The sequence below is a fragment of the Streptomyces sp. NPDC005202 genome (genome assembly GCF_040608235.1).
Classification (GTDB): Bacteria; Actinomycetota; Actinomycetes; order Streptomycetales; family Streptomycetaceae; genus Streptomyces.
In genome coordinates, this window is sequence record NZ_JBEXHW010000043.1 from 33,377 (window position 1) to 47,599 (window position 14,223).

Here is a 14,223-nt window from a genome sequence, read left to right on the forward strand (position 1 = left end):
ATGCAGCTCGAAAACACGTTCACCGTACCCCTGCCCGCTGACCAGGCCTGGCCGGTTCTGCTCGATGTCGAGCGGGTGGTGGCGTGCGTACCCGGGGCGACGCTGGACTCAGTCGACGGCGATGACATCACGGCCCGGATGCGTGTGAAGCTCGGTCCGATCATGATGACTTACCGGGGCCGGGCCCGTTTCGTGGAGAGGGACGAGGCCGCTCGCCGCGTCGTCATCGAGGCGTCCGGAAAGGACAGCAAGGGCGCCGGGACCGTGAGTGCGACGGTGCAGACGTCCCTGTACGACCGCGGCAACGAGACCGAGGTCCGTGTAGTCACCGTGCTCAAGCTGACCGGGAAGCCGGCGCAGTTCGGTCGCGGCGCCATACAGGATGTGTCGTCAACGCTCATCGACCGGTTCGCCCAGGCCCTGTCCGCCGAGCTCGCTACCTCTGGGCCGCAAGGCCAGACAGACTCGCAAGGCCAGACAGACTCCCACCAGGGTGGTGTGTCGCAGACCCCCACACCGGTGTCCAACGGCAGCGGCGTTGCGACCAAGCTCACGGCTCCCGCCGCCTCTGGGACTCACCTCCGTGCCGCGGACGACCACTTGGATCTGCTCGATGCGGTCGGTCCCGTGGCGAGGCGGATCGTGCCCAGGGTTGCCGGCGCGGCACTGCTCATCGTCCTCCTGGCATTCCTGGGCTGGTACTTCACCAGCAGTTGACCGGTCTGCGCAGGCCGGTCAACTGCTGGTGAGTCCGCAGGTGGGTCCGGCCGGTGGTTCATCGCCGCCCCGGTGGCTCTGTCGCCCGATGCTACGGGCTGACGTACGGGTTCTCGGGGTGGGATGGGGACGGAGGAACGGTCTGTGCGTGGGGAGGCCAGGAGGATCGGCGTGGTGAAGCTTCCCCTTGATCGTGGACACCTGGAGACCGGGACGTGTGAGCTCTTGAGCCGGGCGAGCTGGACCGTGGTGGTGACCGAGACCGCTCGGGATCGACCTCGCCTTGTTCGGCGGCGTGAGCCTTGAGTGCGCACACGGCTTGATAGACGGTGAGGAGTGCGTAGATCTCCTGGCAGACGAGCTCGGGGGTCTTGGAGCGCAGGATGAAGCCGGCGCCCCGCAGGCGGTTTTTGAGCTCGGCGAAGCCGTTCTCGATCTCCCGGCGTTGGTGGTAGAGCTGGGCCAACTGCCGTGCGGGCGCGTGCCGGTGATCCAGGGGACTGGTCGCCAGGCGAAACTTCTCCGCCTGCGCCGGCCGGTCCTGGGGCCGGTGCGCCGGGCAGGCAGGCGGCGCCAGCGGGCCGCATCGGCGCTCGAAGAGCGCCTGCAGCGGTTTGCCGCCCAGACGCTGACGGGCCCTGGTGAGCGCCGAGCTGGTGGGCTGCCGCTGCACGAATCCGCCCGGCAGGTGCCGCAGCTTCTCGGTCAAGGACCGCAGGACCACCCGGTATCCCGGAGGACCGGCACTGTCCGAGCTGCTGAACAGACACAGCGCCAGAACGAAGTACACCACCGCCCGGGCCGGCAGCAGTCCGGCGAATCATCAGATCGTGGTGAGCACCCGACCGCGCCGAGGGTCCTTTCACACTCAAAACGGGCATCAACATGCCCTTCACGTGCGGAAACTTCCTGACTCACCGGCATTGCAAGTCAAACGCACCGCTCGCTTGTTTGCTCAAGGACCGGACAGCCCACCTCGCGAAAGCGCGAGGTTAGCGGTGTTGACCCTCGTCCGACTGATCCGGACAACTCCTCTTCGAATCCGCGTAGCCGATCAGGAACAGCGCCTCGGTGAGCGAGAGCCGCTCCAGCTCCTGAGGCGACACGCTCTCGTTCACTCCGTGGATCTGCGCCTTCGGCTCGCTCAGGCCGATCAATAGGATCTCTGCCTTCGGGTAAAGCGAGGCCAGTGTGTTGCACAGCGGGATTGAGAAGCCTTGTCCTGCGACTTGCATCTCCTCTCCCGGGTAGGCGACCCGCATGGCCTCCGCCATCGACGTGTATGCCGGGCTGGTGGTGTCCACCTGGAACGGCTGCCCCTGGCCAACCTGCTCCACCGCGACCCGCGCACCCCAGGGGACCTTGGCCTCGAGGTGCGCGGTCAGCAGTGCGGCGGCCTCAGCCACTTCCGTCCCTGGCGGGACCCTCAGGCTGACCAGTGCGCATGCGGACGCCTGAATGGACGCCGTGGCGCCGGTCACCGGCGGGCAGTCGATGCCGAGCACAGTGACGGACGGCCGCGCCCATAGACGGTCCGCGATCGTTCCGCTACCCGTCAGTGCCACCCCTTCGAGAACCCCGGCGTCCCGCCGGAAGTTCTCCTCCTGGTACTGCAGCCCCTCCCACACTCCGTCCGCGGCCAGTCCTTCCACGGTCGTCGAGCCGTCCTCGTCCCGCAGCGAGTCAAGGACGCGGATCAGCGCGGCGAGCGCGTCGGGCGCGGCTCCACCGAACTGGCCTGAGTGGAGGTTGTCCTCAAGGGTGTTCACCTCCACGCGCATCAACGCCATGCCGCGCAGAGTCGCGGTGACTGTCGGCAGCCCGGCACGGAGGTTGCCGGCGTCACCGATGACGATCGTGTCGGCCGAAAGCAGTTCCGGGTGCTGCTCGGCGTACTGCTGCAGGCCTCCGGTGCCCTGCTCCTCCGAGCCTTCTACGACAACCTTGACACCGACCGGTATCCCGCCGTTGGCCTTGAGTGCACGCAGCGCGAGCATGTGCATGATCAGGCCGCCCTTGCAGTCGGCCGCACCACGCCCGTACCAGCGCCCGTCGCGCTCGGTAAGCTCGAACGGGGGCGAGAGCCAGGCGGACTCGTCAAGTGGTGGCTGCACATCGTAGTGGGCGTAAAGCAGCACGGTCGGGGCATCCGCAGGGCCGCGAAGATACCCGTATACGGACTGAGTACCGTCCGGGGTGTCCAACAGCGCGACGTCCCTGAACCCCTCCGCGCGGAGCAGGTCGGCGACCCACTTCGCGGCGGCCTCGCACTCGCTCTTCGGGAACTGGGCGGGGTCGGCCACGGACTGGAATGCAACCAGTTCGGCGAGCTCAGTCCTGGCGCGCGGCATCAGCGACGCGATGGTCTCGGCCAGCGCGGTCGCGGGCGAAGGGGTGGTCATCGATAACTCCTCGTGGATGCAACAGGGTTACGCGGGGCACGGCCGCAATGGCTGGGAGCGCGGCGCGTCTTTGGGCCGCATTGCGGGACGTCGTGGTGGTCGGGGATCCGCCGACATTCGGGCGGCGTGCACGGCAGCCGTGCCCCGACGGCGGACGCTGTTTCCGGAAGGAAAAGCTGCCCCGCCACAGGACACGGCGGCGGCCACACCACGGGCTCCTCACCTGGCGCGCTCCCGCCCGGCTGCCACGTCCCATGGCCCGAGCATGGTGGTGCCGGCGCCGGCCCGTTCCGCCTTTCCGCCTTGGCGCATCTGGATGATTTCCGCAGCGATGGACGCAGCCGTCTTTTCGGGTGTGCTCGATCCGACGTGAGGAAGAAGACGCGGTGTGTCATCAGAGTCCTTGCTTTCTGAGCCGGGCAAGACGTCGCCGGAGTCAGACCCTGCGGCAAGAAGGCGGCCCAGCTTTTCCGCGCACTCGTCGGGATCACCGGCAATGGCCAGATCGTCGCCCCAGGATTCGGGCATCGCCTTCACCAGCCCCCAGCCGAGGAAGCTCAGCCGAGGAGGACGACGTCCAGTTCGACACCGGGCTCGACCGCCGTGGTGTCCTCCGGGATCACGATCAGTGCGTCCGCGCGCGCCAGGGCGGCGACCAGGTGCGACCCGGCTCCCCCGACGGGAGTGACGCGGCCGACCGCCTCGCCCTGCGCGGGCGGCTCGTTCCTGCCGCGCAGGAACTGCCGCTTACCGGCCGGCGAAGTGAGCGGCTCGCCGATCTCGAGGCGGGCCCGGACCACCCTGCGCTCACGCGGTTCGAGCCCCATGAGGGCGCGGATCGCGGGGCGGACGAACAGCTCGAAGGAGACGTAGGAGCTGACCGGGTTGCCGGGGAGGGCTAGCAACGGGGTGCGGTCGGGGCCGATGCGGCCGAAGCCCTGCGGCTTGCCCGGCTGCATGGCGATCTTGCGGAACTCGACCCGGCCCTCCGCGGCGGAGGAGCCCTCGTCCGCACGCCCGCCGAACTCCGAGAGCGTCTCCTTCACCACGTCGTACGCGCCGACGCTGACACCGCCGCTGGTGACGACGAGGTCGGCGCGGGTCAGCTGGTCCTCGAGGGTGGTGCGCAGCGTCTCGGCGTCGTCGGCGACGGCTCCGACGCGGTAGGCGATGGCTCCGGCGTCCCGGGCGGCGGCGGTGAGCGCGAAGCTGTTGGAGTCGTAGATGCTGCCGGGGGTCAGCTCCTCGCCGGGCTGGACGAGCTCGCTGCCGGTGGACATGACGACCACGCGCGGGCGCGGACGGGCCCTGACGGTACTGCGGCCGATGGCCGCGAGCAGTCCGATCTGGGGCGGGCCGAGGACCGTACCGGCTTCCAGGGCGAGGTCTCCGGCCTGCACGTCGCTGCCGCGGAGGCGGATGTGCTGCCCGGCCTCGGCGGCGCGGTGGACCCGGACCTCGCCGCCGGCGCCCTCGGGAGCGGAGGAGTGGGCGCGCATGGTGGTGGCGGGCCCTCGGCCCGTACCGCCGTCGGTCCACTCGACCGGAACGACGGCCTCGGCGCCGGGCGGCAGCGGGGCGCCCGTCATGATGCGGGCGGCCTCGCCGGGGCCGACGGTCGGCAGCTCGCCGCTGCCCGCGGCGAGGTCTCCGATGACGGTGAGGACGGCCGGGTACTCCTCGGAGGCGCCCTGCACATCGGCGGTACGCACCGCGTAGCCGTCCATGGAGCTGTTGTCGAACGGCGGCAGCGCGACCGGGACCGTGACATCCTCGGCGAGGACACAGCCCTGGGCGTCGAGGAGGCGCAGCTCGCGGGGCTCCAGCGGGCGGATGTGCGCGAGTATGTCGTCGAGGTGCTCGGACACGGACCAGATCCGGCCCGCGGCGGCAGCCTCCCGGGTCAGGGCGTCGCCGACCGGGGCCGCCGCGCCGTGGTACGGGAGGCGGGATCCGGCCGACGCGGCGGTCTGTTCGGTACTGCTCAAGGTGCTATCTCCTCCGTGACGTAACTGCGGAGCAGGTCCGGAAGTCCGGGCCCAGATCTTCACGTTCGGGCGTCTGACAATGGCACACAGGTAGTCGCCACACTCCCCCGCGCGCCCGCACGGGCCCCCTTCCCACCGCGCTGCCCCGCCCCCCGGCTGACCTGCTGCGCTGCACCCTGCGTTGGCACGCGCCCGGCTCGATCTCGGGCCGGGGACGGCTTCCAGGGAGCCCCCTGAGTGCGTACTGCTCGTCACGGTCACGCCCGCGCCGATGCCAGTCAAAGGGGTGAGGACGAACTCGCGGCCGGGGCGCGGACGAGGGGACATGACATTCTCCGCCGTGACCAGGCTCTGCAGTTGGTTGTACTCCAGGCCCATCTTCGCCTGGGGCCTCACCCACTCGGGCTTGCGCTCGATGGGGGTCTGACTGTTCCGGCCCCCCAGGCGCAATCACTTGCGTCCGGAGGGGATGCACCGTCATGGACACGAGGGGCTCCTCGAAAGTCGAGCGCGGGCACGGACCCGCGCGGCTGATTGAGCCTCCCCCTCTGTCATTGGCCTGAGAGCTTCACCACGCGCAGCTGTGCGCGGCTTGCACCGTGGGCGAGACGCGTGAGCGCCTGCTTTCCAGAGTCCGCCTCCACCGCGCAGTAACGAAGCCTGAGAGTTTCCGGGGAGGATTTGCTCCTTCGGCGCCACACCTTTGGGGAGTGTGGACTCTCCCGCGCAGAATCGTCAGCGGTGTATTCAGTTGTTCGGTTCTTGCCGAGGCCTCTTGTCGAGTGCTTGCTGATAGAGCTGTCCGGCGCGATAGGAGGACCGGACCAGGGGTCCGGACATCACTCCGGCGAAGCCGATCTCCTCGGCCTCTTCCTTGAGCTCGATGAACTCCTCGGGCCTGACCCACCGGTGCACCGGGTGGTGCCGCACCGAGGGCCGCAGGTACTGGGTGATGGTGACCAGGTCGCACCCGGCAGCGTGCAGGTCCTTCAGCGCGGCCGAGATCTCCGCCCGGGTCTCCCCCATGCCCAAGATCAGGTTCGACTTGGTGACCAGCCCGAACTCCCGCGCCGCGGTAAGCACACCGAGCGACCGGTCGTAGCGGAACGCGGGCCGGATCCGTTTGAAGATCCGCGGCACCGTCTCCACGTTGTGCGCCAATACTTCCGGGCGCGATTCGAGCACCTGGGCCAGCAACTCGGGGACACCGTTGAAGTCCGGGACCAGGTTCTCCACACGGGTGTCCGGGTTCAGGGCGTGGATCTGTCGGACCGTCTCGGCGTACAGCCAGGCACCACGGTCGGGCAGGTCGTCGCGGGCCACCCCGGTGATGGTGGCGTACCGCAGCCCCATCTTCGCCACCGACTCCGCCACCCGGCGCGGCTCCTCCCGGTCCAGAGGCCGGGGCTTGCCGGTGTCGATCTGGCAGAAGTCGCAGCGCCGGGTGCACTGGTCGCCGCCGATGAGGAAGGTGGCTTCACGGTCCTCCCAACACTCGAAGATGTTCGGACAGCCCGCCTCCTGGCACACCGTGTGCAGCCCTTCGGCCTTCATCTGCGAGCGCAACGCGTTGTATTCCGGCCCCATCCGCGCCCGAATCTTGATCCACTCGGGCTTGCGCTCGATCGGGGTCTGGCTGTTCCGCACCTCCAGCCGCAGCAACCTGCGGCCGTCAGGCGAGGCGGAAGGTGTGAGGGCGCCGCTCATCTCACAGCTCCGGGTACAACGGGTGTGCATCGGCGAGCGCGGCCACACGGGCCCGCAGCTTCGCGGCGAGACTCGGGGCGTACGCCGGATTGAGGGCCTCCGCGATGATGTCGGCGACCTCCGCGAATTCGGCCTCCCCAAAGCCGCGGCTGGCCAGCGCCGGCGTACCGATCCGCAGTCCCGAGGTCACCATCGGCGGGCGGGGGTCGAACGGCACAGCGTTGCGGTTCACCGTGATGCCGATGTCGTGCAGGCGGTCCTCCGCCCGCTGCCCGTCGAGCTCCGACTCACGCAGGTCGACCAGCACCAGGTGGACGTCCGTACCACCCGACAGCACGGACACCCCCGCGTCCGTGACATCGGGAGCACTCAGCCGTTCCGCGAGGAGTCGAGCGCCCGCGAGGGTGCGCTCCTGGCGCTCACGGAACTCCGGCTCGGACGCCATCTTGAACGCGACCGCCTTGGCCGCGATCACGTGCTCCAGCGGTCCGCCCTGCTGGCCGGGGAAGACCGCACTATTGACCTTCTTCGCCACGTCCTCACGGTTGGTCAGCACCACTCCGCCGCGCGGGCCGCCGAGTGTCTTGTGCGTGGTCGTGGTCACCACGTCGGCGTACGGCACCGGGTTCGGGTGCAGGCCCGCGGCCACCAGGCCGGCGAAGTGCGCCATGTCCACCATCAGGTACGCGCCGACCTGGTCCGCGACCCGCCGGAAGGCGGCGAAGTCCAGCTGCCGGGGGTACGCCGACCAGCCCGCGATGATCAGCTGCGGCCGGTGCTCATCGGCAAGTCGCTGCACCTCCGCCATGTCGACGCGGTTGTCCTCCGCGGAGACGTGGTAGGCGACGACATTGTAGAGCTTGCCGGAGAAGTTGATGCGCATGCCGTGGGTGAGGTGCCCGCCGTGCGCGAGGTCCAGGCCCAGGATGCTGTCTCCCGGTTGGAGGAGCGCCGTCATCGCGGCGGCGTTCGCCTGGGCTCCCGAGTGCGGCTGCACATTGGCGAAGGCCGCACCGAACAATGCCTTCACCCGTTCGATGGCGAGCTGCTCGATGACATCGATGTGCTCACACCCGCCGTAGTAGCGACGGCCCGGGTAGCCCTCGGCGTACTTGTTCGTCAGGACGGAGCCCTGCGCCTCCATCACCGAGACCGGTGCGAAGTTCTCGCTCGCGATCATCTCCAGCGTGCTCTGCTGACGCTCCAACTCGGCACGTACGGCGGTGTACACGGTGGGGTCGAAGTCGGCGAGCCGACGGTCCAGCACAGACATCTCAGGCTCCTGCCGTGAGAGCCGCGTAGGCGGTGGCGTCCAGCAGATCCGGCGTACCGGTGATCCGCATCCGGAACAGCCAGCCCGCTCCGAACGGGTCAGTGTTGACCAGGCCGGGGTCGGCCACCGCAGCTTCGTTGATATCGACGACCTCGCCGTCCGCAGGAGCGAACAGGTCGCTCACGGACTTGGTCGATTCGATCTCTCCGCACGCTTCGCCAGCCTTGATCGTCGCGCCGACGGCAGGCAGGTCCAGGTAGACGACGTCGCCGAGCGCGTCTGCTGCGTGGGCGGTGACACCGACGGTCGACAGGTCTCCCTCGCTGGCAATCCACTCGTGGTCGCTGGTGTACATCAGGTCGGTGGGCAGGCTCATGATCTGTTCTCCTCGGGAGGTGGTCAGGCTCGGCGGCGGTAGAAGGGCAGCGGAACGACCTCGGCGTACTCCTGACTGCCCCGGATGTCGACGAGCACCTTGGTGCCGGGTTCGCTCCGGTCGGTCGGCAGGTATGCCATCGCCACGGGGTGGCCGAGGGTGGGCGACAGAGCGCCCGAGGTGACCTCGCCGATGCGCTCGCCGGTGTCCGGGTCGAGTACGGCGTAGCCGGTGCGCGGAGCTCGTCGACCGGTCGAGGCCAGCCCGACCAGCACGCGGGTGGGCCCCTCGTCACGACGGGCAGCCAGGGCCGCCTCGCCGACGAACCCGCCGGGCTTCCCGAACACCACGACTCGGCCCAGTCCCGCGTCGAACGGCGTGGTGCCGACGGTGAGCTCCTGGCCGTACAACGGCATACCGGCCTCGAGGCGCAGCGTGTCACGGCAGGCCAGGCCGCACGGGACCAGCCCGTGCCGCGCGCCCACCGCGCTGACGGACCGCCAGACGGCCGTCGCATCCTCGGGACGGCAGTAGATCTCGAAGCCGTCCTCGCCGGTGTAGCCGGTGCGCGCGAGCAGCACCTCGCGGTCCGCCAACCGCGCCCGGTCGATCGCGTAGTACTTCAGCAACGGCACCTCGACGTCGACCAGTTCGCTGACGATCGCCGGTGACGTCGGGCCCTGGACCGCGATCAACGCCCACTCGCCTGAGGTGTCCCGGATCGTGGTGACGTAGCCGTCGATCCGATCACGCAGCTGGGAGAGCACGACCAGCGTGTTGCCGGCGTTGGCCACGACGAGGTACCTCTCCTCGGCCAGGCGGTAGACGACGAGGTCGTCGAGCACTCCGCCGGTCTCGTGGACCAGCATGGAGTAGCGCGCGCGGCCGACGGCGATCTTCGACGGCCGCCCGACCAGGGCGTGGTCGAGAGCCCGGCCCGCCTCGGGACCGGACAGCTCGATCTCTCCCATATGGGTGAGGTCGAAGATTCCGGCGGTGGTCCGTACGGCGTGGTGCTCGACCAGCTCGGAGGTGTAGCGCAGTGGCATGGACCAGCCGGCGAAGTCGGTGAACGACGCACCGAGCTCCATGTGGATGTCGTGCAGGGGTGTCTTCTTCGACATGATGGTTCCTCTTCGGACCATGGCGGGCCGGGTCACGACGCGAACGACTCGGGATGCGGGCAGGAACAGACCAGGTTCCGGTCACCGTGCGCCTGGTCGATCCGGCCGACAGGCGGCCAGTACTTGTCGGACGTGACGCCCGCCGGGAACACGGCCCGTTCACGCGAGTAGGCCCGGGTCCACTCGCCGGCGATCGCGGCTGCGGTGTGTGGCGCCCGTCGCAGCGGGCTCTCCTCGACGGCCCAGACGCCCTTGTCCACCAAGTCGATCTCCGCGCGGATCGCGATCATCGCCTCGCAGAAGCGGTCCAACTCCTGCAGGCTCTCGCTCTCCGTCGGCTCGACCATCAGCGTGCCGGCGACCGGGAAGCTCATCGTCGGGGCGTGGAAGCCGTAGTCGATGAGCCGTTTGGCGATGTCGTCGACCGTCACACCCGTGGCGGCGGTGATCGGGCGTACGTCGAGGATGCACTCGTGCGCGACGAGGCCGGCCTCCCCGGCGTACAGGACGGGGAAGTGCGGCGCGAGCCGGCGGGCGACGTAGTTGGCACTCAACACGGCCGTCCGGGTCGCCTCGGTCAGCCCCTCCGCACCCATCATCCGGATGTAGGCCCACGGGATCGGCAGGATGCCGGCACTGCCGAACGGCGCTGCGCTGACCGCCCCGATCCCGTCGCGACGCCCGGTATCGGGGTGCAGCGGGTGGGTGGGCAGGTACGGCGCGAGGTGCTCGGCCACCGCGACCGGGCCGACGCCCGGCCCACCGCCGCCGTGCGGGATGCAGAACGTCTTGTGCAGGTTGAGGTGTGACACGTCGCCACCGAACTCACCGGGCTTGGCGATCCCGAGCAGCGCGTTGAGGTTGGCGCCGTCGACGTACACCTGCCCACCGTGCTCGTGCACCAACTCGCACAGCCGGGTGATGCTCTCCTCGTAGACGCCGTGCGTCGAGGGGTACGTCACCATGATCGCGGCCAGGTCGTCGGAGTGCTTCGCGCACTTGGCCTCGAGGTCGTCGAGGTCGACCGTGCCGTCGGGCCGCGACGCCACCACGACGACGCGCATCCCGGCCATCACGGCCGAGGCGGCGTTGGTGCCATGCGCGCTGGCCGGGATCAGGCACACGTCGCGTCCGGGCTGGCCGTTGCTCCGGTGGTACGCGCGAATCGCCAGCAGGCCCGCGAGCTCGCCCTGCGATCCGGCGTTCGGCTGGATGGAGACCTTGGCGTAACCGGTGACCTCGGCCAGCCACGTCTCGAGCTGCTCGACCAGGGCCAGGTACCCAGCCGCGTCCGTGAGGGGCGCGAACGGGTGCAGGTCCACGAACCCGGGCCAGCTGACCGGCTCCATCTCCGTGGTTGCGTTGAGCTTCATCGTGCAGGACCCGAGCGGGATCATGCCGCGGTCCAGCGCGAAGTCACGGTCGGAGAGCTTGCGCAGGTAACGCAGCATCGCGGTCTCCGACCGGTGCTGGTGGAAGACCGGGTGGGTGAGGAAGGGGGAGGTACGGCGCAGTCCCGGCGGAAGCGCCGCCGGAGCGCCGGCCGCCAGCCCGTCCAGGTCGTCGCCGGCCCAGCCGAAGGCGTCGAGCACGAGGCGGACGTGGTCCTCCGTCGTGCCCTCGGAGCAGGAGATGCCGACGTGGTCGCCGTCCACCAGCCGCAGCCGCAGGCCCTTGTCGTGCGCGGCCGCGACGACCTCCTCGGCACGGCCAGGGACCCGCACCAGCAGGGTGTCGAAGAACTCACGGTGCACCACCGTGATCCCACTCGCCCGCAGACCCGCGGCGATGAGCGTGGCGTGCCGGTGCGTCCGTCGGGCGATCTCGGTCAGACCGTCGGGGCCGTGGTAGACGGCGTACATCGACGCGACCACGGCGAGCAGAACCTGCGCCGTGCAGATGTTGGAGGTCGCCTTGTCGCGCCGGATGTGCTGCTCGCGGGTCTGCAGAGCGAGGCGGTACGCCGGTCGGCCGGCGTCATCCACGGACATGCCCACGAGCCGGCCGGGCAGATGGCGTTCGAGCCCTGCGCGGACCGCGATGTAGCCGGCGTGCGGCCCGCCGTAGAACAGGGGGACACCGAAGCGCTGGGACGAGCCCACGACGATGTCGGCGCCGTACTCACCCGGTGGCACCAGCAGGGTGAGCGCCAGCAGGTCGGCGGTCACGGTGACCAGCGCCCCGCGAGCCTGCGCCGCAGCAGTCACCTCGCGCAGGTCGCGGACCGCGCCCGAGCAGCCGGGGTAGGACAGCACCACCCCGAAGAAGTCGCCCTCCGGCAGCGGCTTGGCGACGTCGATCTCGACGACCTCGATGCCGACCGCCGCTGCACGCGTGCGCAGGACGTCGAGGGTCTGCGGCAGAGTGTCACGGTCGACCAGGACGCGGGGGTGGCTCTTGCCTGCGACGCGGCGCATGACCGTGACGGCCTCGGCGACCGCCGTACCCTCGTCGAGCAACGACGCGTTGGCAGTCGGCAGCCCGGTGAGGTCGCCGACCATGGTCTGGAAGTTGATCAGCGCCTCGAGCCGGCCCTGGCTGATCTCCGGCTGGTACGGCGTGTAGGCGGTGTACCACGACGGGTCCTCCAGCACGTTGCGCCGGATCACCGCGGGCGTGGTGGTCGCGTGGTAGCCAAGGCCGATCATCGGGACAGCCACGGTGTTCCTGCTCGCGAGCTCCTGCAGCTCGGCGCGCGCCTCGGACTCAGTGGCGGCGGCGGGCAGGTTCAGGTCGGAGGTGCTCCGGATGCCGCTCGGAACGGCGGCGTCGATGAGGCCGGCCAGCGTCGGATAGCCGACTTCGGCCAGCATCTTGGCGCGGTCGGCGTCGCTGACGCCGATGTGACGGGTGGCGAACGCGCCGGACGCGGAGGATGCGGGTGAGGTCATGGCGGGAGGCTCCCTGTTGAAGGCACCGCGGACGCGGCACCGTGGACGGGTGACCTCCCCGCTCTGTCATCGGTACCTGAGAGCTTCACCACCGGGTCCGGCGGTTTGCACCGTGGGCGCAGGACGTGGCGTCCTGACTTTCCAGAGGAGCCTCGCCGAAGCGGTAGTTGGGCCTGAGAGATTCCGGGGAGGGTTGCTCCTTCGGCGCCTCGCCAAGGGTGGGCGAGGACTCTCCCGCTTCGGTTCGAACAGCGCGATGTCGAGTTGTCGAGCCTGGCCAAGTGGTCAGGTGGTGCTGCCGTCAAGGCGGGGCAGCACCCTGACGGCACCTGGTGACTGCTGGGTCACGCCCGCAATCAGGCGTGGTCCTCGGACGCGAGCACAAGGATGGCGAGTGGTTCTTCGTCATGAGCGTGACCAGGTCGAACACCACGGTGACTGCAGCGACACGGGTGATCTCGGCGTGGTCATAGATCGGAGCGGCTAGGTGTTCCGGGCTCCGAAAGACCATGCTCGAAGGCACCGAACGTCGACGGGGATACAACAAACCATGGGGGCTTCCTCGAGTGTCGAGCACAGGCAGAAGCCTGTGCGGCCGAGTGAGCCTCCCCCTCTGTCATGTGGCCTGAGAGCTTCGCCGCGGGGATCCGCGGCTTGCACCGTGGGCGAGGCGCGTGAACGCCTGCTTTCCAGAGTCCGCCTCCGCTGCGCGGTAACGAGGCCTGAGAGTTTCCGGGGAGGATTTGCTCCTTCGGCGCCACGCCGTTACAAAACGTGGACTCTCCCGCGCAGAATCGTCAGCAGAGTATTCGGTTGTCCGGTCCTTCGGGCGACAACTTACGGGCACCGCAATGCGGCCGTCAAGTGCCCGCGGCTTCGGGCTCACCGGTGGTAGTGCCCGTAAGGGCGTAGCCCTTGAGCTGCCGACTGTAAACGCCGGCTTCAGGGAGTAGGCACTCTCTTACCCGGCAGCAATGGGCAGTGGTTCGCCCGTTCTTGGCCACCGACACATCGTTGATCACCCCGGCCGTCGGCGTGATCAACGCAAGCATCCGTTCGGCGATCCGCCGCTGCACCGGCATGGGATCCCACGTGGACTGGTTCACGAACTGCTGCAGGTTCTGCTCGTTGCCGTCCGGCAGCCGCGAGGCCATCGCCCGGATGGACTTGCGGCGACCGTCCAGCATCAGTCCCCGCAGATAGCAGTCGCCCCTTGGCGAGTCATTGAGCCTTTTTCAGGGCGGCCACCGATCGGGTGACGGTCGGGTGGGCGGAGATCAGTGCAGAACGGACAAGGTTCCCGGGCGGTTGAGCGAGATGTCTGACGTCTCAACTCTTCCGTCGGGGAGCCTCGGTTTTGTGAACCCAGCACCTTTGTTCGCGGGTGTCGGGGAACACCTCGGCCATGGCCTTCCAGAAGCCCAAGGCGCCGTCGCCGACGGCGAGGACTGGGGCGCGCATGCCGCGGCGGGCGCAGTCGCGCAGCAGGTCGGCCCAGGACTCGGCGGATTCGCGGTAGCCGTACTTGAGGGCGATCAGCTCCTTGGAGCCGTCGGCGCGGACGCCGACGAGGACCAGGACACAGGCTTTGGACTCCTCCATTCGGACGCTGAGGTGGATGCCGTCGGCCCACACGTAGACGTAGTCGACTGATGTTGCTCCGGTTTGGTGGACACCTACCCGCTTGGGGACACTGGTCCCCGCAAGGAGGAGTTCATCGTGCCAAGGACGCGTCCGGCCTACCC

The 14,223-nt window shown here is 69.1% G+C and carries 10 protein-coding genes, 3 pseudogenes and 4 riboswitches; of the genes and pseudogenes, 1 reads left to right on the top strand and 12 read right to left on the bottom strand.

From position 1 onward, the window contains the following. Window positions 1-717 carry an SRPBCC family protein gene (locus ABZV31_RS34445; protein WP_355900789.1) on the top strand — a complete coding sequence of 239 codons (717 nt, stop codon included), beginning with the start codon at window positions 1-3 and terminating at the stop codon, window positions 715-717. 91 nt (window positions 718-808) lie between these two features. Here the strand turns inward: ABZV31_RS34445 and ABZV31_RS34450 are convergent, their stop codons facing one another. From ABZV31_RS34450 to ABZV31_RS34505, 12 genes and pseudogenes are all read right to left on the bottom strand, one after another. Further along, entirely contained in the window at window positions 809-1,342 is a 534-nt protein-coding gene (locus tag ABZV31_RS34450; RefSeq protein WP_355900798.1) for a transposase, read from the bottom strand. Continuing rightward, window positions 1,322-1,528: pseudogene (locus tag ABZV31_RS34455) on the bottom strand (transposase domain-containing protein); the annotation flags it as partial. The gene ABZV31_RS34450 and the pseudogene ABZV31_RS34455, both read right to left, overlap by 21 nt. 181 nt (window positions 1,529-1,709) lie before the next feature. Beyond that, window positions 1,710-3,119: a dipeptidase gene (locus tag ABZV31_RS34460; protein WP_355900790.1), complete on the bottom strand. Its 1,410-nt coding sequence runs from the start codon at window positions 3,117-3,119 to the stop codon at window positions 1,710-1,712. A gap of 219 nt (window positions 3,120-3,338) precedes the next feature. Next, on the bottom strand, window positions 3,339-3,647 hold the full coding sequence (locus tag ABZV31_RS34465) for a hypothetical protein (RefSeq protein WP_355900791.1): 309 nt from the start codon (window positions 3,645-3,647) through the stop codon (window positions 3,339-3,341). Between the two features lie 29 nt (window positions 3,648-3,676). Next, window positions 3,677-5,026, bottom strand: coding sequence for a gephyrin-like molybdotransferase Glp (gene glp / locus ABZV31_RS34470; protein ID WP_355900799.1), 1,350 nt, complete (start codon window positions 5,024-5,026; stop codon window positions 3,677-3,679). 627 nt (window positions 5,027-5,653) lie between these two features. Then, a riboswitch (glycine riboswitch) is annotated at window positions 5,654-5,740 on the bottom strand. A gap of 5 nt (window positions 5,741-5,745) precedes the next feature. Next, window positions 5,746-5,842, bottom strand: a riboswitch (glycine riboswitch). A gap of 12 nt (window positions 5,843-5,854) precedes the next feature. Continuing rightward, window positions 5,855-6,814: a lipoyl synthase gene (gene lipA, locus ABZV31_RS34475; protein WP_355900792.1), complete on the bottom strand. Its 960-nt coding sequence runs from the start codon at window positions 6,812-6,814 to the stop codon at window positions 5,855-5,857. Between the two features lies 1 nt (window position 6,815). Then, window positions 6,816-8,087, bottom strand: a complete 1,272-nt coding sequence (gene glyA / locus ABZV31_RS34480; protein ID WP_355900793.1) for a serine hydroxymethyltransferase — start codon at window positions 8,085-8,087, stop codon at window positions 6,816-6,818. 1 nt (window position 8,088) lies between these two features. Next, complete coding sequence (gene gcvH / locus ABZV31_RS34485; protein WP_355900794.1) at window positions 8,089-8,463, bottom strand: glycine cleavage system protein GcvH; 375 nt, start codon at window positions 8,461-8,463, stop codon at window positions 8,089-8,091. 23 nt (window positions 8,464-8,486) lie between these two features. After that, window positions 8,487-9,587 (bottom strand): glycine cleavage system aminomethyltransferase GcvT, encoded by a 1,101-nt coding sequence (gene gcvT, locus ABZV31_RS34490; RefSeq protein WP_355900795.1) that lies wholly within the window; start codon window positions 9,585-9,587, stop codon window positions 8,487-8,489. 32 nt (window positions 9,588-9,619) lie between these two features. After that, window positions 9,620-12,478: an aminomethyl-transferring glycine dehydrogenase gene (gcvP, locus tag ABZV31_RS34495; RefSeq protein WP_355900796.1), complete on the bottom strand. Its 2,859-nt coding sequence runs from the start codon at window positions 12,476-12,478 to the stop codon at window positions 9,620-9,622. A gap of 151 nt (window positions 12,479-12,629) precedes the next feature. Then, a riboswitch (glycine riboswitch) is annotated at window positions 12,630-12,725 on the bottom strand. Between the two features lie 453 nt (window positions 12,726-13,178). Further along, a riboswitch (glycine riboswitch) is annotated at window positions 13,179-13,275 on the bottom strand. A gap of 183 nt (window positions 13,276-13,458) precedes the next feature. Beyond that, a pseudogene (locus ABZV31_RS34500) lies at window positions 13,459-13,692 on the bottom strand (transposase); the annotation flags it as partial. A gap of 142 nt (window positions 13,693-13,834) precedes the next feature. Continuing rightward, window positions 13,835-14,125 (bottom strand): annotated as a pseudogene (locus ABZV31_RS34505) (transposase); the annotation flags it as partial. Window positions 14,126-14,223: the final 98 nt, after the last annotated feature.

Bases quoted from the DNA above. Each gene is read 5' to 3' on its own strand.
- lipA (WP_355900792.1), bottom strand. From the start codon at position 6,814: ATGAGCGGCGCCCTCACACCTTCCGCCTCGCCTGACGGCCGCAGGTTG.
- gcvH (WP_355900794.1), bottom strand. From the start codon at position 8,463: ATGAGCCTGCCCACCGACCTGATGTACACCAGCGACCACGAGTGGATT.
- gcvP (WP_355900796.1), bottom strand. From the start codon at position 12,478: ATGACCTCACCCGCATCCTCCGCGTCCGGCGCGTTCGCCACCCGTCAC.
- glyA (WP_355900793.1), bottom strand. From the start codon at position 8,087: ATGTCTGTGCTGGACCGTCGGCTCGCCGACTTCGACCCCACCGTGTAC.
- ABZV31_RS34445 (WP_355900789.1), top strand. From the start codon at position 1: ATGCAGCTCGAAAACACGTTCACCGTACCCCTGCCCGCTGACCAGGCC.
- ABZV31_RS34465 (WP_355900791.1), bottom strand. From the start codon at position 3,647: ATGCCCGAATCCTGGGGCGACGATCTGGCCATTGCCGGTGATCCCGAC.
- ABZV31_RS34460 (WP_355900790.1), bottom strand. From the start codon at position 3,119: ATGACCACCCCTTCGCCCGCGACCGCGCTGGCCGAGACCATCGCGTCG.
- gcvT (WP_355900795.1), bottom strand. From the start codon at position 9,587: ATGTCGAAGAAGACACCCCTGCACGACATCCACATGGAGCTCGGTGCG.